General features: G+C 69.3%; 22 protein-coding genes and 1 tRNA gene. 17 read left to right on the forward strand and 6 right to left on the reverse strand.

The features are described 5' to 3' along the window. Positions 1-33: 33 nt before the first annotated feature. From RH864_RS04425 to serA, 8 genes are all read left to right on the forward strand, one after another. On the forward strand, positions 34-2,400 hold the full coding sequence (locus RH864_RS04425; RefSeq protein ID WP_310516304.1) for an FAD-dependent oxidoreductase: 2,367 nt from the start codon (positions 34-36) through the stop codon (positions 2,398-2,400). 7 nt (positions 2,401-2,407) lie between these two features. Beyond that, a complete protein-coding gene (locus tag RH864_RS04430; protein WP_310516305.1) occupies positions 2,408-3,370 on the forward strand; it encodes a carbohydrate ABC transporter permease in 963 nt (320 codons plus the stop codon). A gap of 119 nt (positions 3,371-3,489) precedes the next feature. Further along, a complete protein-coding gene (locus RH864_RS04435) occupies positions 3,490-4,266 on the forward strand; it encodes a carbohydrate ABC transporter permease (RefSeq protein WP_310516306.1) in 777 nt (258 codons plus the stop codon). Positions 4,267-4,301: 35 nt separating this feature from the next. After that, complete coding sequence (locus RH864_RS04440) at positions 4,302-5,588, forward strand: ABC transporter substrate-binding protein (RefSeq protein WP_310516307.1); 1,287 nt, start codon at positions 4,302-4,304, stop codon at positions 5,586-5,588. A 6-nt stretch (positions 5,589-5,594) separates the two neighbouring features. After that, positions 5,595-5,792 carry a twin-arginine translocase TatA/TatE family subunit gene (tatA, locus tag RH864_RS04445; RefSeq protein ID WP_310516308.1) on the forward strand — a complete coding sequence of 66 codons (198 nt, stop codon included), beginning with the start codon at positions 5,595-5,597 and terminating at the stop codon, positions 5,790-5,792. Positions 5,793-5,856: 64 nt separating this feature from the next. Then, positions 5,857-6,351 carry a DNA polymerase III subunit gamma/tau gene (locus tag RH864_RS04450; protein WP_310516309.1) on the forward strand — a complete coding sequence of 165 codons (495 nt, stop codon included), beginning with the start codon at positions 5,857-5,859 and terminating at the stop codon, positions 6,349-6,351. Then, the gene (locus RH864_RS04455; RefSeq protein WP_310516310.1) at positions 6,348-6,734 is read left to right on the forward strand and encodes a hypothetical protein; all 387 of its coding nucleotides are present in this window, start codon (positions 6,348-6,350) and stop codon (positions 6,732-6,734) included. The genes RH864_RS04450 and RH864_RS04455 overlap by 4 nt, the downstream gene beginning before the upstream one ends. Before the next feature lie 132 nt (positions 6,735-6,866). Beyond that, positions 6,867-8,459, forward strand: coding sequence for a phosphoglycerate dehydrogenase (serA, locus tag RH864_RS04460; RefSeq protein WP_310516311.1), 1,593 nt, complete (start codon positions 6,867-6,869; stop codon positions 8,457-8,459). A gap of 126 nt (positions 8,460-8,585) precedes the next feature. Here serA and RH864_RS04465 read toward each other — a convergent pair whose 3' ends face one another. Further along, entirely contained in the window at positions 8,586-9,191 is a 606-nt protein-coding gene (locus RH864_RS04465; RefSeq protein ID WP_310516312.1) for a TetR/AcrR family transcriptional regulator, read from the reverse strand. A 78-nt stretch (positions 9,192-9,269) separates the two neighbouring features. On the opposite strand from RH864_RS04465, the gene RH864_RS04470 reads away from it, so the two are divergent. After that, complete coding sequence (locus tag RH864_RS04470; RefSeq protein ID WP_310516313.1) at positions 9,270-10,868, forward strand: MFS transporter; 1,599 nt, start codon at positions 9,270-9,272, stop codon at positions 10,866-10,868. Here the strand turns inward: RH864_RS04470 and RH864_RS04475 are convergent. Beyond that, a complete protein-coding gene (locus RH864_RS04475; protein ID WP_310516314.1) occupies positions 10,862-11,125 on the reverse strand; it encodes a DUF6458 family protein in 264 nt (87 codons plus the stop codon). The two genes, RH864_RS04470 and RH864_RS04475, sit on opposite strands and share 7 nt — an antisense overlap. Positions 11,126-11,258: 133 nt before the next feature. Between RH864_RS04475 and RH864_RS04480 the strand changes: the two genes are divergently transcribed. Next, positions 11,259-12,329, forward strand: coding sequence for a 3-isopropylmalate dehydrogenase (locus RH864_RS04480; protein WP_310516315.1), 1,071 nt, complete (start codon positions 11,259-11,261; stop codon positions 12,327-12,329). 33 nt (positions 12,330-12,362) lie between these two features. Then, positions 12,363-13,478 (forward strand): branched-chain amino acid aminotransferase, encoded by a 1,116-nt coding sequence (locus tag RH864_RS04485; protein WP_310516316.1) that lies wholly within the window; start codon positions 12,363-12,365, stop codon positions 13,476-13,478. Positions 13,479-13,559: 81 nt separating this feature from the next. Here RH864_RS04485 and RH864_RS04490 read toward each other — a convergent pair whose 3' ends face one another. After that, positions 13,560-14,018, reverse strand: coding sequence for a hypothetical protein (locus RH864_RS04490; protein WP_310516317.1), 459 nt, complete (start codon positions 14,016-14,018; stop codon positions 13,560-13,562). Positions 14,019-14,108: 90 nt separating this feature from the next. Here RH864_RS04490 and RH864_RS04495 point away from each other — a divergent pair, with 90 nt between their 5' ends. Further along, complete coding sequence (locus RH864_RS04495) at positions 14,109-14,873, forward strand: fumarylacetoacetate hydrolase family protein (RefSeq protein ID WP_310516318.1); 765 nt, start codon at positions 14,109-14,111, stop codon at positions 14,871-14,873. A 13-nt stretch (positions 14,874-14,886) separates the two neighbouring features. Here RH864_RS04495 and RH864_RS04500 read toward each other — a convergent pair whose 3' ends face one another. Continuing rightward, positions 14,887-16,026, reverse strand: coding sequence for an aminotransferase class V-fold PLP-dependent enzyme (locus tag RH864_RS04500; RefSeq protein ID WP_310516319.1), 1,140 nt, complete (start codon positions 16,024-16,026; stop codon positions 14,887-14,889). Positions 16,027-16,107: 81 nt separating this feature from the next. Between RH864_RS04500 and RH864_RS04505 the strand changes: the two genes are divergently transcribed. The 3 genes from RH864_RS04505 to RH864_RS04515 all read left to right on the forward strand — a co-directional run bounded on the left by RH864_RS04505 (position 16,108) and on the right by RH864_RS04515 (position 18,809). After that, positions 16,108-17,097 (forward strand): LysR family transcriptional regulator, encoded by a 990-nt coding sequence (locus RH864_RS04505; RefSeq protein ID WP_310516320.1) that lies wholly within the window; start codon positions 16,108-16,110, stop codon positions 17,095-17,097. Beyond that, the gene (gltX, locus tag RH864_RS04510; protein ID WP_310516321.1) at positions 17,090-18,607 is read left to right on the forward strand and encodes a glutamate--tRNA ligase; all 1,518 of its coding nucleotides are present in this window, start codon (positions 17,090-17,092) and stop codon (positions 18,605-18,607) included. Before RH864_RS04505 ends, gltX begins: the two co-directional genes overlap by 8 nt. 130 nt (positions 18,608-18,737) lie before the next feature. Then, positions 18,738-18,809: transfer RNA gene (locus RH864_RS04515), tRNA-Gln, on the forward strand. A gap of 253 nt (positions 18,810-19,062) precedes the next feature. Here the strand turns inward: RH864_RS04515 and RH864_RS04520 are convergent. Then, positions 19,063-20,298, reverse strand: coding sequence for a GmrSD restriction endonuclease domain-containing protein (locus tag RH864_RS04520; RefSeq protein ID WP_310516322.1), 1,236 nt, complete (start codon positions 20,296-20,298; stop codon positions 19,063-19,065). On the opposite strand from RH864_RS04520, the gene RH864_RS04525 reads away from it, so the two are divergent. Together RH864_RS04525 and RH864_RS04530 are read left to right on the forward strand one after the other, a co-directional pair. Continuing rightward, on the forward strand, positions 20,261-20,722 hold the full coding sequence (locus RH864_RS04525) for a DUF2130 domain-containing protein (RefSeq protein WP_310516323.1): 462 nt from the start codon (positions 20,261-20,263) through the stop codon (positions 20,720-20,722). The two genes, RH864_RS04520 and RH864_RS04525, sit on opposite strands and share 38 nt — an antisense overlap. A 5-nt stretch (positions 20,723-20,727) precedes the next feature. Beyond that, on the forward strand, positions 20,728-21,123 hold the full coding sequence (locus RH864_RS04530) for a hypothetical protein (RefSeq protein WP_310516324.1): 396 nt from the start codon (positions 20,728-20,730) through the stop codon (positions 21,121-21,123). A 232-nt stretch (positions 21,124-21,355) separates the two neighbouring features. Here the strand turns inward: RH864_RS04530 and RH864_RS04535 are convergent, their stop codons facing one another. Further along, a complete protein-coding gene (locus RH864_RS04535) occupies positions 21,356-21,907 on the reverse strand; it encodes a DUF488 domain-containing protein (protein WP_310516325.1) in 552 nt (183 codons plus the stop codon). Positions 21,908-22,112 lie beyond the last annotated feature (205 nt).

The following is a 22,112-nucleotide window of genomic DNA, read 5'->3' on the forward strand; positions in this document are numbered from 1 at the left end:
TCGTACGGTACTAGAGCGCTCTAGAATCTATCGATGGTTGAGCGCGAGGGCAACACACGCGTCAGAGAGGACAGGCAGTTCATGCGGATGGTCGACGAGGACTTCGACGTGGTGGTGAGCGGGGGCGGGCTCGCCGGTTTCTCCGCCGCCATCGCCGCCGCGCGTCACGGGGCGAGGACCGTGCTGATCCAGGATCGGCCGGTTCTCGGGGGCAACTCGTCGTCGGAGGTCCGGGTCACGCCGCATGGCGCTGCGGCCTTCCACGCGTACGCCCGAGAGAGCGGCATCGTGAGCGAGGCGCTCATCACGGAGCGCGCGACCAATCATGAGCCGATCACCGAGAACGGCTGGACCAACAGTGTCTGGGATCTCGTCCTCTATGACATGGCGGTCCGGACCGATCGGCTCACCCTGCACCTCAACACCGTGGTCGAGGGTGTTGAGAAGACCGGTGAGATGATCACGGCGGTATCGGCACGAGTGCTCGGCGCGGAGACGCAGCTGCGCATCACCGGCAAGGTCTTCATCGACTGCACCGGCGACGGCACGGTCGGGGCGCTCGCGGGGGCGAGCTGGCGGAGCGGGGTCGAAGCGCGCGACGAGTTCGATGAGCCGCACGCGCCGATCGATGCCGGCGAGGGGGTGATGGGCAGCTCGCTGCACTTCAAGACCGTCGACGTCGGCCGTCCGGTGCCGTTCACCGCTCCTGACTGGGCTGTCAGATATGACGACCCCGAGTTCTTCTATCGCGGCGGTCGGGTGCCGAAGACGCTCAAGAGCGGCTACTGGTGGATCGAGATCGGACCGCCGTGGGACACGCTGTACGAGAACGAGCGCGTTCGGCACGAGCTCACGCGGCACCTGCTCGGCATCTGGGACTTCTTCAAGAACAGGGACCCGAACACCATGGCGGCCGCGGCGAATCTGGCGCTCGATTGGGTCGGTCAAGTCCCCGGCAAGCGCGAGAACCGGCGGCTGATGGGGCAGCTGATGCTCACCGAGAACGATCTGATCGCCCGCACGGCGTTCCCCGATGAAGTCGCCTTCGGCGGCTGGTACGTCGATCTCCACACCATCGGCGGCCTGCTCGCCGACACCAGTGAGCCGCTGAACGCGCGCGAGCTCGACCCGACGTCCGACTACGGTGCGAAGACGAACGTGGGACCCTTCGGGATCCCGCTCGGCGCGTTGCGGAGCGCTGAGGTCGCGAATCTCCTTTTCGCCGGACGGAATGTCAGCGCGACGCACGCGGCGCTCGGTTCGATCCGGGTCATGAGCACGACCGCGGTGATGGGACAGGCCGTAGGCACGGTGGCAGCGATGAGCCTCGGTTCGGCGTCGTTGGATGCCTTCGTCACCAGCAATCTCGGCGACGTGCAGCAGGCGCTGCTGCGCGACGGATGTTTTCTGCCCAACGTCAGCAACGCGGACCCGCTCGACCTCGCATTGCGCGCCCGCGTCAGCGCAACCTCCGAGGAGCAGTTCTCCGGGGTCGGCCCGCAGAGCGTCAACCGGTTGGGGGCGCTCGACCACTGGCGTGATCACCCGGTGTACCCGTTCCGAGGCGAGCTCACTCGCCGGACGGCGCAGTGGATCGCGCTCGACGACCGGCGGCGGCTCGACGCGCTCGAACTGTGTCTCGAGAACCACACGGACGAGCCCATCGAGGTCACTGCAGCGTTGCACGCCGTGGATGGGATCTGGGACTACCGGGTCGAGCCTCCGCGCATCGCGGAGACGACGTTGATCGTCCCGCCGCGAGGGCCGCACTGGGTTCGGTGGGAGATCGGCGCCGATGTGGTGTCGCCCTCGCAGTACGTGCGCGTCGACCTCGACGCCGCAGAGGGAACCGAGTGGAAGGTGGCTGGAACGGTCGTGCCAGGACAGGTCGCGGCGTACGAGGCCGCGCCGGGGCTGCTGCGGAGGTTCGGCGGCGGCACGACCCTCGCGTTCCAGGTCGAGCCCGCGCAGTCCCCGTACGGCGCCGGCCAGATCCGGTCCGGCGTCACCCGGCCGCACCGTGCGACGAATGTGTGGCGCTCCGACCCGGCCCGACCGCTCCCGCAGTCGGTCGAACTGGCCTGGGACGAGCCCGTCACCATCGCGCAGGTCCAGGCGACGTTCGCCGGCAACCTGCTGCGCGAGTATCACGCATGCCCGCCGCTCTATTGCGATCCGCAGTGCGTCCGCTCCTATGCGTTTCACGTGAGAGTGGATGGCGGATGGCACGAGGTTGCGAGGGTCACCGACAACATCATGTCCCGCGTGGTTCACGATCTGCCGGTGCCGATCGAGACCGATCGCCTCCGGCTGACGGTGTTCGCGACGCACGGAGATCCGTCGGCGGCGGTCTACGAACTGCGCGCGTACGCCGCGAACGTGTGCACTCCGGTGGGGTGAGCGAGCCATGAGTCGATCGATCACGCTCGAGCCGCCGCCGTCCCGGCAGGGGGGTGCGCCGCCCGGGCGCCCCGCCGGACGGATGCGGCGTGCACGACGCCGTTCGGCGTTCCCCTATCTGCTCGTCGCGCCGGCCGCGATCATGTTCGTGCTGGTGATCGGGTACCCGTTCGTGCAATCGCTGTCGTTCGGGTTCTTCGATCGCAGCCTGCTCGCCGATGAGGGGACCTTCGTCGGGCTCGGGAACATCGCCGATCTCGTGACGGACGCCGGATTCTGGGCCGTCGTGTGGCAGACCGCGGTCTTCGTCGTCGCGTCGACCGTCGGGGCGTTCGTTCTCGCGATCGCGATGGCCCTCGCCCTGAACAGCCGGCTCCGTGCGCGAGCCGTGCTGCGAACGGCGTTCCTCGTCCCGTGGATTCTCCCCGGTGTCGTCGTCTCGTTCCTCTGGATGTGGATGTTTGACACGAACTACGGACTGCTGAACGGGATCATCGCCCTCTTCGGCGGCGCCGGGGACACGAACTGGCTCGATACGCCCGCGCTCGCGATGACCGCCGTCGTCGTCGCGAAAGTGTGGCACTCCTTCCCCTGGATGGCGGTGCTCATCCTGGCGGCGTTGCAGTCGATTCCGGCGGAGACCCACGATGCCGCCGCGGTCGATGGCGCGGTGGGCTGGCGCAAACAGGTGTACGTGATCCTTCCCCAGATCAAACCGGCGCTCGCGCTGACCCTGCTGCTGGAGACCATCTGGGGGCTTCAGCACTTCGAGATCCCATACGTGATGACGGGCGGGGGGCCGGTGGGGTCGACGACAACGCTCGCGGTGGACCTCTACAAGGCCGCCTTCGCGAACTTCGATCTCGGCGACGCGGGAGCGATCGGCATCGTCTGGACGGTGGTCATGGCAGGCCTCGTCGCGGTCTATGCGGTCTACATCACCCGGCAGGAACGGAGGGCGAACCGATGAGCGTCGCCACCAGCAGCCGCGAACGCGTACGGCCACCTGAAGAGCGGCAAGCTCCGCAGGCGAGGGGGAGGGGCGGTCCACTCACGCGTCGGCCGGTCGCCGCGATCGTCTCGGTGATCGTGATCGGGGTGTTCGCGCTCGGTCCGGTGCTGTGGATGATCATCACGGCGTTCACGCCCGACCAGGACATCTTCCAGTTCCCGCCAACGCTGGATCGCGGTTTCACGTTCGACCACTTCGTCTCGGTGCTCACGGACGCGACGCTCATGCGGTTCATGGTGAACGGCATCGTGGTCTCGATCGCGACCGCACTGCTGAGTCTCGTGATCGGGTTCGCGGCCGGATACGCATTCTCGAAGTTCCGGTTCCTCGGCCGGTCGCCGATCATGTACCTGCTGCTCATCGCGCAGATGGTGCCCGAGGTGCTCCTGCTGCTCACGCTGTACACCTCGTTCGACGCGCTCGGGCTGCTCAACACCTACGGCGCGCTGATCCTCTCGTACACGACTTTCACGCTCCCGCTGTCGGTATGGATGATGAAGAACACGTTCGACGCCGTTCCCGACGAGCTCATCGAAGCCGCCCGCATCGACGGGGCGAGCGAATGGCGCATCATGACCTCGGTGATCCTCCCGGTGACGAGGACACCGCTCATCGCGGTCGGACTGTTCGCCTTCATCCGGGCCTGGAACGACCTCGCGTTCGCGCTCACGCTCGTCGGCACCGAGCATCAGACGCTCCCCGCCGGGCTTTCGCTGACGTTCCTCGGCGAGTTCCAGAGTTCCTACGGCGAGATGCTCGCCGCCAGCCTGGTGACCTCGATCCCCGTGGTCATCATCTTCCTCGCGCTGCAACGGCATTTCGTCAGCGGCGCGCTCAGCGGTTCTGTCAAATGACCAGGTGTCACCCTCGTATCGAAGGAGATTGAGCAATGCACCGAACGACCTCTTCACTCACGGTCAGTCGTCGTGGCTTCCTGTTCGGCGGCCTGGGACTCGGCGCGCTCGGCGCGCTCGCGCTCACCGGCTGCACGCCGGGCGGCGGTGGTGGTTCTGCGGCCGGCACGTCGAGCACGACGCTCACGTCCTGGGTGTTCGGCCAGAACGCCGGCGAGGCGCTCCGCGAGACGATCGCAGACTTCAGCGCTGCCACCGAGATCACCGTCAACGAGAACACCTACCCGTACCTGCAGTACCTGAACCAGATCGTGCTGAAAGCACGGAGCGGCAATATCGCCGGTGTCGCCCACATCGACGAGGAGTGGTTGTCCACGCTCGCCTCGGCCGGGGTGCTGAAGGATCTCGGCGGGATCGTCGATGAGTCGCTCTACCCGAGTCGCGTGATGGCGGGCGGCCGTTACGACCGGACCCGCTACGCAATGCCATGGACGCAGTCGGCCATCGGCATGGTGGGCAATCAGGAGCTGCTCACGGCGGCCGGGGTGGACGCCTCGTCGATTCGCACGGTCGATCAGTTCACCGAGGCGTTGCGCGCGATCACGCGGCTGGACGGTTCGCTGATCCCGTACGTACCCTGCACCGCGGTCGAGCAGCTCAAAGACATGGTGCCGTGGATGTGGGTGTTCGGTGGAACGATCGTCGAGGACGGGAAGGTCACACTCGGAGACCCGGGATCGATCGCGGCGATCGAGTACTGGAAGCTGCTGCTGGATGACGGGCTGATCCAGGCCGGCATCGTGCGTGATGATGCGCGCACCCTCTTCGCCCAGCGGCGTGCGGCGATCTACGATGACGCGCCGCAGGCGTATGGCGTGATCCCGCCGCAGTCCGATGATTCCGACATCGCCGGCAAGATGCTCCCGATGTCGCGGCCGTCGGCGCCGGGCGGAACCGGGTCGAACCTCGTGTGGAGTCAGCCCCTGGTGGCCTTCGACGAGACGGATGCCACGGTGTCACTGCTCTCATCGCTGAGCACCGACCTCGACGGTCTCGAGCGCATGTTCATCGCGTCGGGCCAGCCGCCCGCCACCGATGAGGCGCTCGCGGCCGACTGGTTCACCGCGAACGTGTTCAACACGTCGTGGAACGAAACGGTCGCTGCCGCGTCGGAGGTCAATCCGCTCTGGTCGTTCCCGAGCGCGACGGCCGCGCAGACGCTGTTCAACGAGGCGGTCGAGGCCGCGCTCAAGGGAACCGTGACGCCCAAGCAGGCGCTCAGCGAGGCGAAGGACGGGCTCACCGGCCTGTTGGAGCGCTGAGCGACCATGCTGGGGAACCTGCAGGGCTGGCACCTGATCATCATCCTCGTCGTGGTGCTGCTGGTGTTCGGTGCGCCGAGGCTTCCGGCGCTGGCCCGCAGCGTGGGGCAGTCGATGCGCATCCTGAAGCACGAAGTGCGCGACGACGGTGCCGCATCCGACGAGCCGGCGGATCGTGTGTCGGCAGGCGATCGCGCGCCCTGAACGCCGGAGGTGCTCCTGAGCGCTGCCGGCCTGGGCGGCCGGTCCCGCTCAGTAGGCTGGGGGGATGACCCGCGAGAACGATGACGAGGCGCTGAGCTGGGAGGGCGACGACGACCCGACGCTCGCGCCCGGCTGGAAGCGGGTCGGCAATGCGACGCCGGTGACGGATGCCTCGGCCGAGGCCACGGCGACGGATGCCTCGGCGGAGTCCGCCGCAACGGCTGACTCCGAGGTGAACGACGCCGCTGAGGGCGACGCGGCGGGCCAACGGCGGCAGACCGGGTCGGTCGAGCTGCTCATCGTCGGCGTGCTCGCGGGCGTGTACCTGCTGTACACGGTGGGCTGGCTGCTCACGGTCGTCCGCACCGACGCGCCGGGCACGAGTCTCGTCGCCGACGCCATGTACACGCTCGGGCTCTGGTTGGCGGTGCTCGCGCCCGCACTGTGGTTCGGGCTGGTCTTCGCCGTGGTCTCGCGCAGCTCACGGCGTCTGCTGTGGCTCGCCGTGGGCGCGGTCGTGCTCGTGCCGCTCCCGTTCGTGCTGGGGGTGACCGCGTGAGCGCCGAATCCGCATCCGCCGCCGGGCGCGCCGCCGTCCCGGCCGACGAGCGCGCTCCGCGCTCCCACCAGCCGCTGTGGCTGCAGGTCGGGCTCGCGGTGCTGTTCGGGCTCTTCTACGCGTACGACGTGTGGGAGGTGGTCGAGAGTCTCGTGCAGATCCTGAGCCTCGGGCTCACGTTCGAGGTGGTCGGCTGGGTCATCATGGTCGTCGCCGCGCTCGCGCCGCTCGGCCTGTTCGCGGCGGCGTTCGCGATCGGCCGCGGGCGGAGCATCCTGATCGCCGTGCTCGCCTATCTCACCGGGCTGGCCGTCTCGGGCGCGCTGTTCTCGACGTTCACGGTCCTGCTCGGGGTGACCGGCGCGATCAGCGTCGCGGGGTAGCCGCGGCGTCATACGCGCGAGCGGGCATATGCGCTCAAGTAGAGTGAATGCCGAGACGCCCCGACGGCAGTGGCGTTCGTTCCTCTCCCATACTCGCGCGGGGCCCGCGCACGTCTCCCGAAGGAATCGTCTGTGTCAAAGCCGGTCGTGCTGATCGCCGAAGAACTCTCGCCCGCCACCGTCGATGCCCTCGGGCCCGACTTCGAGATCCGATCGGTCGACGGTACCGACCGGCCGGCGCTCCTCTCGGCACTGTCCGACGCGAACGCGATCCTCGTGCGGTCGGCGACGAAGGTCGACGCCGAGGCGATCGCCGCGGCGCCGAAGCTCCAGGTCATCGCGCGTGCGGGCGTCGGGCTCGACAACGTCGACATCAAGGCAGCGACGACCGCGGGCGTCATGGTCGTGAACGCGCCGACCTCGAACATCATCTCGGCGGCCGAGCTCACCGTGGGGCACATCCTGAGCCTCGCCCGGCACATCCCGGCCGCGCACTCGGCGCTCGCGCAGGGCGAGTGGAAACGGTCCGCGTACACCGGCACCGAGCTGTACGAGAAGACCGTCGGCATCATCGGCCTCGGCCGCATCGGCGCACTCATCGCCGCCCGGCTGCAGGCGTTCGGCGTCGAGGTCATCGCGTACGACCCGTACATCACGGCCGCGCGGGCCCAGCAGCTCGGCGTGCAGACCGTGTCGCTCGACGAGCTGCTCGAGCGCAGCGACTTCATCACCATCCACATGCCGAAGACGCCCGAGACGACGGGCATGATCGGCGCCGAGCAGCTCGCGAAGATGAAGCCGACCGCGTTCGTGGTCAACGTCGCGCGCGGCGGGCTCATCGACGAGGCCGCGCTGCACGACGCGCTCGTGGACCGCACGATCGCGGGCGCCGGGCTCGACGTGTTCGTGTCCGAGCCGCCGCGCGAGTCGCCGCTGCTCGGCCTGCCCAACGTCGTCGTCACGCCGCACCTCGGCGCCTCGACCGACGAGGCGCAGGAGAAGGCGGGCGTCTCGGTCGCGAAGTCGGTGCGGCTCGCGCTCGCGGGTGAGCTCGTGCCCGACGCCGTGAACGTCGCCGGCGGGGTCATCGACCCGTACGTGCGCCCCGGCATCCCGCTGGTCGAGAAGCTCGGCCAGCTCTTCGCAGGCCTCGTCGACGGCCCGCTCACGAGCCTCGACATCGAGGTGCACGGCGAGCTCAACGACTACGACGTGAGCGTGCTGAAGCTCGCGGCGCTGAAGGGCGTGTTCACGAACGTCGTGAGCGAGTCGGTCTCGTACGTGAACGCGCCGCTCCTCGCCGAGCAGCGCGGCATCGAGGTCCGCCTTATCACCGACGCAGAGTCGCCCGAGTACCGCAACGTGATCACGCTGACCGGCGCCCAGGGCGACGGCCGCCAGGTGTCGGTGTCGGGCACGCTGACCGGTCCGAAGCAGATCGAGAAGCTCGTCGGCATCAACGGCTACGAGATCGAGGTGCCGATCGCGAGCCACCACATCGTCATGCTCTACACCGACCGGCCCGGCATCGTGGCCGTGTACGGCAGCGAGTTCGGCGACGCCGGCATCAACATCGCGGGCATGCAGATCGCGCGCCGCGAGGCCGGCGGGCAGGCGCTCAGCGTGCTGACGGTCGACTCGCCGGTGCCCGCCGACGTGCTCGACCGGGTCCGCGCGGCGACCGACGCCGACGTGATGGTCGAGATCGACATCACCGAGTCCTGAGCTCGACGGCCTGAGCCCGGGCCGTGCCGCGGCCGGCTGGTCGAGGAGCGAAGCGTATCGAGACCCGGTGCGCTGGTCTCGATACGCGCGCTCCTTCGTCGCGCGCTCCTCGACCGACGGGCGGCGTCAGGTTCCGGATGCCTCGCCGGCGGCGGTGCCGTCGGGTGACGCCGGGCTGGATCGCGCGAGGCGTTCGAGCAGGGCGACGAGCCGGTACATGGCGTCGTCGTCGATCGTGGTGATCTCGGCGGGGGAGTCGGCGGACTCCGCGCTGAGCGCCGCGTGGTAGTACAGGCCGTCGCCGATCAGGGTCACGGCGAGTGCGACGGTCGGGTCGCCGACGTGGGCCGACAGCGCGTCGAGCCAGCATCGTCGCACGGCTTCGAGGGCCTCGGCCGCGTCGCGGTCGCCGCCCTGCGCGAGCCGCACGACGGCGACGAACGTGCGGTCGAGCGGTGTGGCGACCTCGGTCGATGATCGGATGAAGTACGAGATGGCGCCATCGGGCGCGGCGTCGATGCGCTCCACGTCTTCGCGGATGAGTCGGTGCAGTCGCTCGATGAGCCCGGCGATGAGGGCCTGCCGCGAGCCGAAGTGATAGAGCAGCCCGCCCTTCGAGACGCCGGCGTGCCTCGCGGTCGCGTCGAGCGTGGCGGTGCGTTCGCCGTCGGCGACGATCAGGTGCTCGAACGCGTCGAGCACCGCTTCGCGAGCGGCAGGGGGTCGGCTCATGGGTCCTTTTCTCGAGACATCCGTCGGTGACCTCTGTTACTATACCAGCCGGACGGTATAGAAACAGGACACCCACGCATGCACTCCGACACCTCGTCGACCCCCATCGAGCGCGTCGACACCGCCTCGCTCGCCTCGAACGGACCGCGCGCGCCGCGCCGCGCCTGGATCGCGCTCGCGGTGCTCATGTTGCCCGTGCTGCTCGTCTCGGTCGACAACACGGTGCTGAGCTTCGCGCTGCCCGAGATCGCCCGAGACCTCGCGCCCACCGCGGCCCAGCAGCTCTGGATCATCGACGCGTATCCGCTCGTGCTCGCCGGCCTGCTCGTGGCCATGGGGTCCCTCGGCGACCGTTTCGGCCGGCGCCGGCTGCTGCTCATCGGTTCGATCGGGTTCGGGCTCGTGTCCGTGGGTGCGGCCTTCGCGCCGACGGCGGAGGCGCTGATCATCGCGCGGGCCGCGCTCGGCTTCTTCGGCGCCATGCTCATGCCCTCCACGCTCTCGCTGCTGCGGTCCGTGTTCACCGACCGGGAGCAGCGCCGGCTCGCGATCGCGATCTGGGCGACGGGCTTCGCAGCGGGCAGCGCGCTCGGCCCCATCGTCGGCGGGGTGCTGCTCGAGCACTTCGCGTGGGGCTCGGTCTTCCTGCTCGCCGTCCCCGTGCTGCTGCCGCTCGTCGTGCTGCTGCCGCTCCTCGTGCGCGAGAGCCGCGACCCCGCACCCGGGCCGATCGACCCGCTGAGCATCGCGCTCTCGCTCGCCGCGATGATCCCGGTCGTCTTGGGCATCAAGGCGATCGCGACCGACGGGTTCGGCGGCTACGGCATCCCGATGATCCTGCTCGGGTTCGTCTTCGGCTGGCTGTTCGTGCGCCGCCAGCTGCGGCGGCCGACGCCCATGCTCGACGTGCGCCTGTTCCGCCGGGGCGCGTTCGGCGGCGCCGTGCTCGTGAACCTCATGAGCGTGATCTCGCTCGTCGGATTCCTGTACTTCGTGTCGCAGCACCTGCAGCTCATCGTCGGGCTGAGCCCGGTACAGGCGGGGCTCGCGCTGACCCCGGGGCTCGCGGCGATGATCGCGGCCGGCCTCATCGTCGTGCCCATCGCCAAACGCGTCGCCGCCCGGGTCGTCGTCCCGGTCGCGCTGACGCTCTCGGCCGGCGCGTACGTCGTCATCGCGCTCACGGCAGACTCCGGCGCGCTCGCACCCGTGGTGCTCGCCTTCATGATGCTCGGCATCGGGATCGGCGCGGCCGAGACCGTGTCGAACGAGCTCATCCTGAGCAACGCGCCCGCGGCGAAGGCGGGTGCCGCATCGGCGGTCTCCGAGACGGCCTACGAACTCGGCGCCGTGCTCGGCACCGCGGTGCTCGGGTCGATCCTCACGGCCTACTACCGGACCTCCCTTGAGCTGCCCTCAGGGCTGACCGCCGAGCAGGCCGAGGCCGCGCGCGAGACACTCGCCGGGGCGTTCACGACCGCGAGCGACCTGCCCGGCACGGCACGCGCCGCGCTCGAGGCATCCGCCGCGCACGCGTTCGACAGCGGGGTCATGGTGACCTCGCTCATCGGCGTGGCGCTCATGCTCCTCGCGGCCGTGGTCGCGGCCACGACGCTCGGTCGCGGCGCGAAGCGCGCGTCGGCGGGCGAGCGCGCCGGCCTGCGCGACGGTCAGTAGGCCGCCGGGTCGTCGGGCGAGCTGGTCTCGCTGCGGCGGACACGCTCGCCGGTGGCCGGATCGACCGAGGTGCGCGACGTCGACACCGTGTTGCGGCGCCGCGCGATCAGGACGATGCCGAGGACGATGACGATCGCGCCGGCACCCATGAGGATGTAGCCGACGGTCGTCAGGTCGATCCAGTCGAGCGTGACGTTCACGGCGAACGCGAGGATCGCGCCGATTGCGAAGAGGACGATACCGAGTCCGAGGCTCATCCGGCCCTTCCTTCCCCGGCGCGGACGTGTGCCGCACCGCATACCGGCACCGACACGGAGCGCGTCGGGCAGCGGCCTCAGGCTAGCCACGCCACGCACTACGCTGGGAGGGCTGGCGCATGAAGGGACACGCATGGTAACGAGGGTCAAGCTCGCGGTCATCCCCGGTGACGGGATCGGTCCCGAGGTCGTCGACGAGGCGCTCAAGGCGCTCGACGCCGCCACGGTCGGCACCGAGCTCGCATTCGAGCAGACGCCGTTCTCGCTCGGAGCCGGGCGGTATCTCGAGACCGGCGACGTGCTCACCGACGACGATCTCGCCGCGATCAGGGCGCACGACGCCATTCTGCTCGGCGCGGTCGGCGGCGTCCCCGGCGACCCCCGGCTGGCCGGCGCGAACATCGAGCGCGGGCTGCTGCTGAAGCTGCGGTTCGAGCTCGACCACTACGTGAACCTGCGCCCGACCGTGCTGCACCCCAACGTGTCGAGCCCGCTGGCGAACCCGGGCGACGTCGACTTCGTGGTCGTCCGCGAGGGCACCGAGGGGCCGTACGTGGGCAACGGCGGAGCGATCCGGGTCGGCACGCCGCACGAGGTCGCGAACGAGGTGTCGGTGAACACCGCCTACGGCGTCGAGCGCGTGGTGCGCTATGCGTTCGAGCAGGCGGCCGCCCGGCGGTCCAAGCTCACGCTCGTGCACAAGACGAACGTGCTCGTGTTCGCCGGCTCGCTCTGGAAGCGCACCGTCGACGCCGTCGCCGCCGAGTACCCGGGTGTCACCGTCGACTACCTGCACGTCGATGCCGCGACGATCTTCCTCGTCACGGATCCTGGTAGGTTCGACGTCATCGTCACGGACAACCTCTTCGGCGACATCCTGACCGATCTGGCCGGCGCGATCAGCGGCGGCATCGGCCTCGCCGCCTCGGGCAACATCAACCCCGACGGCAGGTTCCCGAGCATGTTCGAGCCGGTGCACGGTTCGGCTCCCGACATCGCCGGGAAGGGCATCGCCGATCCCACCGCCGCGATCCTGTCGGTCGCGCTCCTGCTGCGCCACCTCGGCGAAGCGGATGCCGCGACCCGAGTGGAACGCGCGGTGGCCGCCGACCTCGCCGAGCGCGGCGACCACCGACGCAGCACGGCCGAGATCGGTGACGCGATCGCCGTCCGCATCCAGGCTGCCCTGCAGCCCGCGCACTGAACGCTCACCCAGACGCATCCGAAGGAAGACGCCATGACCACCGACCTCCGCCTCCAGGCCCCCTCAGCCGCCGGTCTCATCTGGAACGTCGCCCGCAACGCCGAGGCGAAGACCGACGCCGAGCGCGAGGAGATCCTCGCCGACCCCGGGTTCGGCAACCACTTCACCGACCACATGGTCGACCTGTGCTGGTCGCAGAAGGGCGGCTGGCACCGGCCGCGCGTCTCGCCGTACGGCCCGATCCAGCTCGACCCGGCGGCCGCGGTGCTGCACTACGCCCAGGAGATATTCGAGGGCCTGAAGGCGTACCGCCACGCCGATGGATCGATCTGGACGTTCCGCCCGTACGAGAACGCCGCGCGCCTGCAGCGCTCCGCGCGCCGCATGGCGCTGCCCGAGCTGCCCGTCGAGCACTTCATCGACTCGCTCAAGCAGCTCGTCGCCGTCGATGGCGCGTGGGTGCCGACCGCGCCCGAGACCAGCCTGTACTTCCGGCCGTTCATGTTCGCCAAGGAGGCCTTCCTCGGTGTGCGCCCGGCCCAGAAGGTCGCGTACTACCTCATCGCGAGCCCCGCAGGCGCCTACTTCACGGGCGGGGTGCAGCCCGTGAACATCTGGCTCTCGACGCGGTACGCGCGCGCCGGCAAGGGCGGCACCGGTGCGGCCAAGACGGGCGGCAACTACGCGTCGAGCCTGCTGCCGCAGGCCGAGGCGTACGAGAAGGGCTGCCAGCAGGTCATGTTCCTCGACGAGGGGAAGTACCTCGAGGAGCTCGGCGGCATGAACGTCGTGCTGGTCAAGAAGGACGGCACGCTGCTCACGCCCGAGTCCGACACGATCCTCGAGGGCATCACGCGTGACTCGATCCTGCGGCTCGCCGCCGACCGCGGACACGAGGTCGAGCAGCGCAAGATCACGATCGACGAGTGGCGTGAGGGTGCCGCCTCCGGCGACATCGTCGGCGCGTTCGCGTGCGGGACGGCCGCGGTCGTCGTGCCGATCGGGCGGCTGCTCGCCGAGGATTTCGAGATCACGCACGTGGGCGACGAGGCCGAGCGGCTCGCGCTGTCGCTCCGCGAGGAGCTCACGGGCATCCAGTACGGGCGCGTCGAAGACCGCCACGGCTGGATGGTCCGCCTGGACGCGTGACGAAGGCGGCACAGGCGTGAGGAAGGCCGGGGCTCGACGTATGCCGAGCGCCGGCCTTCGACGTGTCGCGAGCGCCCGCGCTCAGGCCGACCAGCTGTAGACGAGATCGGCGACGACCGGCGAGCCCAGTCCCGTCATCTGCCCGGTGGTCGAGATGGTGCCGTCTTTGGGCTGGATCGAGAACGCGGTGCCGTTCGCGGTGATCGTGACGGTACGGGCCACCGACCTGCCCGTGCAGGGCACCGATTCCGTGCCGGAGGCGGTCCGGCCGGTCGTGGTCTGGGTCGCATCGATCGTGATCACGGCGTTGTTGCCCGGCGGGCAGATGTAGGCGACGCTCACGAGCGCCGACGTGCCGGTGTCGCCGAGCTCACCGAGGATCTCGCCTTTCAGGAGCTGGAGGCTGACCCCGGCGGGGGCGGGGGCGGCCTCGGAGGTCGTTGCCGTCGAGGCTGAGGCGGGAGCCGCGGCGCCCGCGCCGACGATCGTGGTGAGCAGGAGGCCCGCAGCGGCGAGGCGGCAGGTGAGTCGAGAATGCATTCCAGAATACTATCATTGCGAGCACGTGGTTCTTGCGCGATCGCGCGCGGTGAGGCGGCCGCACGCGGGCGCGTCGATAGGCTTGCCCGTATGAAGATCGCGCGGTTCAGTCACGGGGAGTCCATCTCGTTCGGCATCGTCGACGAGGAGGAGCACGAGCTGATCGTGCTGAAGGCCGATCCCATGTTCGCGGGCTTCGACCCGACCGGCGAGCGCGTGCCGCTCGCCGACGCGAAGCTGCTCGCGCCCGTCATCCCGCGGTCGAAGGTCGTGGCCGTCGGGCGCAACTATCGCGAGCACGCCGCCGAGCTCGGCAACGAGGCGCCGGCCGAGCCGCTGCTGTTCCTCAAGCCGAACACCTCGGTCATCGGCCCGGGGGACGCGATCGTGTCACCGCAGCAGAGCGAGCGCGTCGAGTTCGAGGGCGAGCTCGCGGTCGTCATCGGCCGCATCGCGAAGAACGTCGCCGAGGCCGACGCCGACGACGTGATCTTCGGCTACACGATCGCCAACGACGTGACGGCGCGCGACCTGCAGCGCACCGACGGGCAGTGGACTCGCGCGAAGGGCTTCGACACGTTCTGCCCGATCGGCCCCGTGATCGACACCGACGTGGATCTCGAGCACGGCACGATCGAGACCAGCGTGAACGGCGAGCGCAAGCAGCACGGCCGGCTCGCCGACATGGTGCACTCGGTGCCCGCGATCATCGCCTACGCGTCGAGCGTGTTCACGCTCCTGCCGGGTGACGTGATCCTGACCGGCACGCCAGCGGGCGTCGGCCCGATCGTGGCGGGCGACACGGTCGAGGTGACGGTGCCGGGGCTCGGAACGCTCTCGAACCCGGTGCGCTGAACCGCGTCGGGGCTCAGCGCGGAGCGGCCCCGCCGAGCGCATCCGCCGCGAGCTGGACGTCCTCGTCGTCGTTCCACACGTGGAACGCCACGCGCGCGCGGCCCGCGCGGCCCGAGGCCACGACTTCCGCGGCGGTGAGCGTGCGCAGGTCGTCGCCGTCGGCGTCGGGCCAGGTGACGATCGCGCTGTCGGATGCCTCGAGCCCGAGCCGCGCCCTGAACGCGTTCGCGAGCGCGAGGTCGTGGGCGAGCACCACGGACTCGTCGAGCGACGCGGCGACGCCCAGTGCGGCGTCGGCGCCGACCCACGCCTGCCAGGCGGGCGAGACGTCGAACCGGGACGCGTCGTCGGCGAGGTGCAGCGCGGGCCCGTAGCAGCTGGTCCACGGGTCGGCTCCGGAGTACCAGCCCGCGGCGAGCGGGGTGAGCTCGGCGAGCGCCCGGTCGGAGAACGCGGCGAACGCCGCGCCGCGCGGTGCCGAGAGCCACTTGTACGTGTGGCACACGGTGAGGTCGGCGTCCAGGTCGCGGGTCGGCAGCCAGCCCGTCGCCTGCGTGGTGTCGGCGAGCAGGAACGCGCCGGCGTCGCGAGCCGCACGGGCGATGGATGCTGCGTCGGCGACCTCACCCGTCGCGGACTGCACGAGAGAGTACGCGACGAGCGCGGTGCGCGCGGTGATCTCGTCGGCGAGCGCCGTCAGGGGCACATGCCGCACGCGGAGGTCGGCGCGCACGAGGAACGGCGCCACGAGCGAGCTGAAATCGCCGTCGACGCACACGACCTCGGCGCCCGGGGTGACCGACGCGGCCGCGATCGCTGCGAAGACGGACACCTGGGAGCCCAGCGCGATGCGGTCGGCACCCGTGCCGAGGAGGGTCGCAGCGTGCGCCCGGGCGCGCTCCACGACCTCGGTGTAGTGCACCGCGGTCGCGGTGCCCGTGCCCCACCGCTCGAGGTCCGCGCGGAGCGCGTCGACCGTCGCACGTGCAGGCAGGCCCATGGTGCAGGCCGCGAGGTACCCGCGGCCGGTCGCGGCGCCGGCGAACGGCTCGGCATCGGCGAAGGGCCGGTCCGTGGCCGGCGCCTGGCCGGCGACCGGCGGCTGGGTGGTGGCCGCCGGTCGTGCGTGCGGCTGCGCATCGATCTGAGGCATGCGGCCAGTCTCCGCCCACCTGATTCATTGGACAAGGGCAGGTGTGGCATGAAACACATGCGCCGGGATTATGATTCGGCGATGACCGACTCGACTGAGCGCCTCGCGTTCGCGATCGACCTGCAGACCGTGCGCATCGTGCACGCGGTCGCCGAGCACGGCTCGCTCACGGCTGCGGCGACGGCGCTGGGGTACAGTCAGCCAGCCGTCAGCCAGCAGCTCAGGCGCTTCGAGGACCGGACGGGCGTCGCGCTCGTGGAACGTGCCGGCCGAGGCATCCGGCTCACCGAAGCGGGCCGAGCGCTCGCGCGGCACGCGCGCGCCGTCACCGACTCGCTCGAGGCGGCCGCCGGCGAGCTCGCCGACCTCCGCGGGCTCCGCTCGGGCCGCGTCCGGCTGGTCGCGTTCCCGTCGGCCTCGCCCACGCTCGTGCCGCGGCTCATCGCGCGGCTCGCGACGAGCCACCCCGGCATCGAGGTCACGTTCGTGGAGGCCGAGCCGCCCGAGGCGGTGCAGGCGGTGCGCGAGAACCGCGCCGACCTCGCGATCACGTTCAGCTACCCCGGCGATCGCGACGACCCGCACCGGCAGAGCGCGCGCGGGCTCGACGTCAGGCCGTACGGCAGCGAGCGCATGCGGCTCGTGCTGCCCGCCGCAGATCCGCTCGCCGGCCTCGACGAGGTGCCGCTCGAACGCCTCGCCGACCGCGCGTGGATCGCGGGCTGCCCGCGGTGCCGCGGCCACCTGCTCGAACTGGCCCACGCGGCGGGCTTCACTCCGCGGATCGCGTTCGAGACGGACAACTTCGTGGCGGTCGAGGGCATGGTCGCGCAGGGGCTCGGCGTCGCACTGCTGCCCGAGCTCGCGCTGCAGGCGATGCCTCGGCATCCCGGTGTGGCTGTCCGTGGCGCCGCACGCGACGACGTGCGCTCGCTGCACGTGGTGACCGCTCGCGGCGGCGACCGCGTCCCCGCGATCGCCGCGGCGCTCGCCGCGCTGGCGGCGCTCGCGGACGACGACGCGTCCGAGGCATCCGTCGCGACGATCGCTACGATTGGTGACGATGTCTGACACGGCCCACCCCACGACCACCGCCACCGGAAGCGACATCCGTGTGCGCTTCTGCCCCTCACCGACCGGCACGCCGCACGTCGGCCTCGTGCGCACCGCGCTGTTCAACTGGGCGTACGCGCGCCACACGGGCGGCACGTTCGTGTTCCGCATCGAGGACACCGACGCGGCCCGCGACAGCGAGGAGAGCTACGAGATGATCCTCGATGCGCTCACCTGGCTCGGACTCGACTGGGATGAGGGCATCGGCGTCGGCGGCCCCCACGGCCCGTACCGCCAGTCGCAGCGGGGCGAGATCTACGCCGACGTGATCGAACGGCTCAAGGCCTCGGGTCACGTGTACGAGAGCTACTCGACCGCCGAAGAGATCGACGCGCGCAATGAGGCCGCCGGCCGGCCCAAGCAGCTCGGCTACGACAACTTCGACCGCGACCTCACCGACGAGCAGCGTGCCGCGTTCCGCGCCGAAGGCCGGGAGCCTGCGCTGCGACTGCGCGTGCCCGACGTCGACCTCGGGTTCGACGACCTCGTGCGCGGGCCCATCGAGTTCGCCGCGGGCTCGACCATCGACTTCGTCGTGGTGCGCCCCAACGGGGCGCCGCTCTACACGCTCGTGAACCCGGTGGACGACGCGCTCATGGGGATCACGCACGTGCTGCGCGGCGAGGACCTGCTGTCGTCGACGCCCCGCCAGATCGCGCTGTACCACGCACTCATCGACATCGGCGTGACCACGTTCGTGCCGAGGTTCGGGCACCTGCCGTACGTGATGGGGGAGGGCAACAAGAAACTCTCGAAGCGCGACCCCGAGTCGAACCTGTTCCATCACCGCGACCGCGGCTTCGTGCCCGAGGGGCTCGTGAACTATCTGGCGCTGCTCGGCTGGGGATTCTCGGCCGATCGCGACGTGTTCAGCCGCGACGAGCTCGTCGCGGCGTTCGATGTCGCGAACGTCAACCCGAACCCGGCGCGCTTCGACCTGAAGAAGGCCGAGGCGATCAACGGCGACCACATCCGGCTGCTTCCGGTTCCCGAGTTCGCGGCGCGCACCGTGCCGTACCTGCAGCGCGAGGGGATCGTCGAGACGCCGATCTCGCCCGCCGAGGAGGCGACGCTCGTCGAGGTCGCGCCCCTCGTGCAGGAGCGCATCGGGCTGCTGGGCGAGGCGCCCGGCATGGTCGGCTTCCTGTTCACGGATGCCTCGCGGCTGCACTTCGAGGACGACGCGCTCGCGTCGCTGCCGGCGAACGCCGGCGAGGTGCTCGCAGCGGCCCGCGACGCCCTCGACCGCATCCCCGCCGAGGCCTGGACGACCAGCGAGATCGAGCTGGCGCTGCGCGGCGCGCTGATCGACGGGCTCGGCCTGAAGCCGCGCGTGGCGTTCGGCCCGGTGCGGGTCGCGATCTCGGGCCGGCGCGTGTCGCCGCCGCTGTTCGAGTCGATGTCGATCCTCGGGAAGATCGACTCGCTCGCGCGCATCGATCGGCTTATCCTGCGGTCGTCGATTTGACGGTGGTGGCGGTCGGGCGGGGCGTGCGGTTCGCGGGTTAGCGGCGCCGCGGGCCGGGCGCTCGGTTTGGACGCCGCCCGGCCGTAGGCTAGAGTTACATGTCGGCCCGGAACCTCGCGTTTCAGGCCATTGGGGTATGGTGTAATTGGCAACACGGCTGATTCTGGTTCAGTTGTTCTTGGTTCGAGTCCAGGTACCCCAGCAGTGAAATCGGCGGAATTCCGCGGCCAGCTCTAGCTTTGCCCCTCCGCTCGGTGGTAGCCCGAAGGGCCGGTTTACCAGATCTGAACGACCGACTTGCGCAGGTCGCCGCCGAGTTCGAGATCGCCGTCGCGCGTGCGCGCCTCGTGCTGTGCACACTGATCGCCACGCAGATGCTGCCCGATACAGTCGCCGTCCAGGGCGGCATGGGCGTCAAGCTCCGATTCGGAGAACGTGGCACGTGCGCGACCGGCCTACTCCGAGACCTCTTCGTTGAAGGCACGAAGGTCGTCTACGGTGAGCTGCTGTTCAGGATCAGCGGTCTCTCCGACGAAGCGCACGCCCTCGCTCGCCAAGACCTGCTTCGGGTCGCGGGTGTCACTCGGGTCCGCCCATCGGAACCCATCGGCGACACGTCCATCCCAGGCGAGCACACGGTAGGCGTTCGGGCAGCCGCCATGCCTCTGGAGATGTCCCGCGAGAGCTTGGGCGCTGGTGCCGACGACTTCAGCAAGCAGGTAGTAGCTCGTCCACCGTCCAGCGGGAATCTCCTCGAGGATTGCATGAAGCTCGGACCAATCGAACCTCTGCCCTTCTTCGAAGCCGCGGCGGTAATTGGCGAGGGTCGTGGGCTCGATGATCGGTCGGGTCCAGAGTTGTACGGCATTCGCAGCGAGTCGCTGAGCTCGGTCCTGGATCTGGCTCGCACCCCAGGAGCGGAGCTGCCCGATGCCCTGGTTCAGGCGCAGGGGACTGTCCTTGAACCCGCCTTCCATGTCGCGCTTTTGCTCGAATGGTCGGTCGGAGTACTCCGGGTTATAGCCGGTGAGGGTGAGATTGCCGAGCGTATGGAGGAATCGCTCGTGCACCGCCTGCCAGTCAGGGCCGAGAGCCTCCTGCCACCTGGCGTTCGCATTTTGCGGCATGATGTGCTCGATCGTGTACTCGGCGATCGACACAGGTTCTTTGCGGCCGTGGTTTTCTAGCCTGGTGAAGAGGTACCCACGTCGTTTGAAGCTGTACACGTCCGATGTCGTGAGCGCCTCGATGAACTCCTCGTCGCTCGGGAAGCGTCGGTAATCGGGAAGGGTAAGTAGGCGGGCTGTGACACTCTCTGCGCAATTCGCCTCATCGATCACCGTGCCGATCGTCGCGAATGTCTTGTTGAGGCTGTTCGTGGGGATTCGGCACACAGCGCGCCGGAAGATGTAAGAGATCACCGCGTCAAGGATCTCGATGAATTGGCTTCGAGCGAGCTTTCCTGCGTCGTAGTCGGCGTAGAGCCGGAGCTGCAACGGGTAGACGACATCGGTGAGCTGGTCCAGGTCCGCGAAGCGAGGTGCGAGATCCGCATCATGCTCATTGCCAAGCGCCATCGCCGCAAACCAGCCGGCGTAGCGCGCGAGGTCGTCGACCAGCGACGCGCGCGTGACGCCTCGCTCGAACCCGAAGATGTTCGTCGTTCGTCCGCAATTCTTCCTGGCGATCATCGCACTGCTCCGCAACGCCGCTCAGGCCACGATCCTCGTGAAGGCCGAGCTCGAACAGGTGAGGCAGCAGCACATCGACATCACCGACTTCGAGACCGAGCTCGAGGGGTTCAAGACCGCATTCGGCCGCAACTACGACCTCGCCAAGCGCAAGTTCGACGCCGCGATCAAGGACATCGACCTCGCCATCGACCGGCTCCAGAAGGTCAAGGACGGCCTGCTCGGCTCCGAGAACAACCTCCGCCTCGCCAACGACAAGGCGACCGCGCTCACCGTCAAGAAGCTGACCAGGGGCAACCCGACCATGCAGGCGAAGTTCGCCGAGCTCGAGGCGGGGATGCCGGCGGAGGACCTCGACGGCGCGGGCATTTCAGATGAGTCTCGTCGCAGCGTCGAGCACCCTCGTTCAGCGAGGATATACTAGAAAGCATGTCTATTGCTCTCGCCGCTACGGCGACCGCTCTTGCCGCTCTGGCCCCGCTTACGAGTCTGCCTGCCGTTCCCGAGACCGATGACTCGGTCCACGCAACCTGGAGGACTGCCACCGTCGAGGGGCCCGTTATCCAGCTTGGCTGGTTGGCCTCAGCCAACATTCCCGTACTCACTTGCCCAGACTCGGCAGATACCCTCGACGGCCACGAATATCACCCGGGCAGCGGATGGCGAATTCCCCCTGGTGTGGAGCTGCGCACCGGTGGCGACAAGATCGACGCGTCGATCATGTATGCGGGCTACCTCGGAGACGGCAGCATTGTCAGGCGCGACCAAGTAGGTGGCTGGCACTCCGCTGTCACGAACTGGAAGCTCGCCGATAGCTGGGTCTAGATGGTGCTGCACTGCACGAACAACCGACACCCGTCTGGCTGAACTTCTCGGCGGCGCGCCGAGAACCTTCCCTCCGGTCCACACTCGTTCCACCCTCCTGGGAAGCGGTCCCGGTGTCTGTCCTGACGGGGCTTGCAGTGTCAGCAGCCTCGTGCGGATCGTTCGCGCCAAACCCTGGTGCGATCGGTTCTTTGCGGGTGAGGGTACTCATCGGACGGCCGGTGCGACACGATTACCGGGCGGGCGGCGGGTAGGTGATCCGGTCGCCGTCGACCCGCGCGAAAGAGGTGAGGCTGTGAGGACGAGTCTGCGCCGGGCTCATGATGTCGGTGACGTCGATACCGCGGACGAGCAATGCGTCACCGAGGAGGGAACGATGGCAACGCCACGGGACGGCTTCCGCGCACATGATGGCGACGGTGTGGTTCCGAGCGAGATCCAGGAGGGAGTCCATCCCGTGTGTGAACGGCTGGGTCTGCATGTAGTCGGCGTAGCTGCGGAAGCTGTGGTTTCGCCACCCTGCGTTCGACGTCTCGTCGTCTACGCGCGAGTACCGGCGGCCACCGAGCTCCGCCACGTGCGTATATCCGATGCCGGCCTCGTCGAGCGACGCGGCCAGCGCCTCCGGCCCGAACTGCGGGTTCCTGCGGGACCCCGGGTTCGCCCGCACGTCGGCGACGAGATCGACGCCATTGTGCTCGAGCATCTGGATGAACTCCTCGACGGGGTGGGTGGAGTGTCCGATGGTGAAGACGACGGACGTCGAGGCCGAGTCGGACGACATGTCACTCCCTCCCGCAACGCCAGCACCGCCCATGCTCGATCATCGCCCCGCACTCTGGGCACACCTGGGGCAGCCAGCATGCCGCGTCGCCGACGAACTCATCCTCCCGGCCGGCCTGACCGGAATCCTCCGTGTGACGCCGCTCCGCCGGAACCGTGGCCGCCGACATCGCCTCTGCTCTGCCCTCGCCTGCGTTCAGCGTTCC

It is taken from the genome of Agromyces aerolatus (assembly GCF_031432255.1).
Lineage (GTDB): Bacteria > Actinomycetota > Actinomycetes > Actinomycetales > Microbacteriaceae > Agromyces.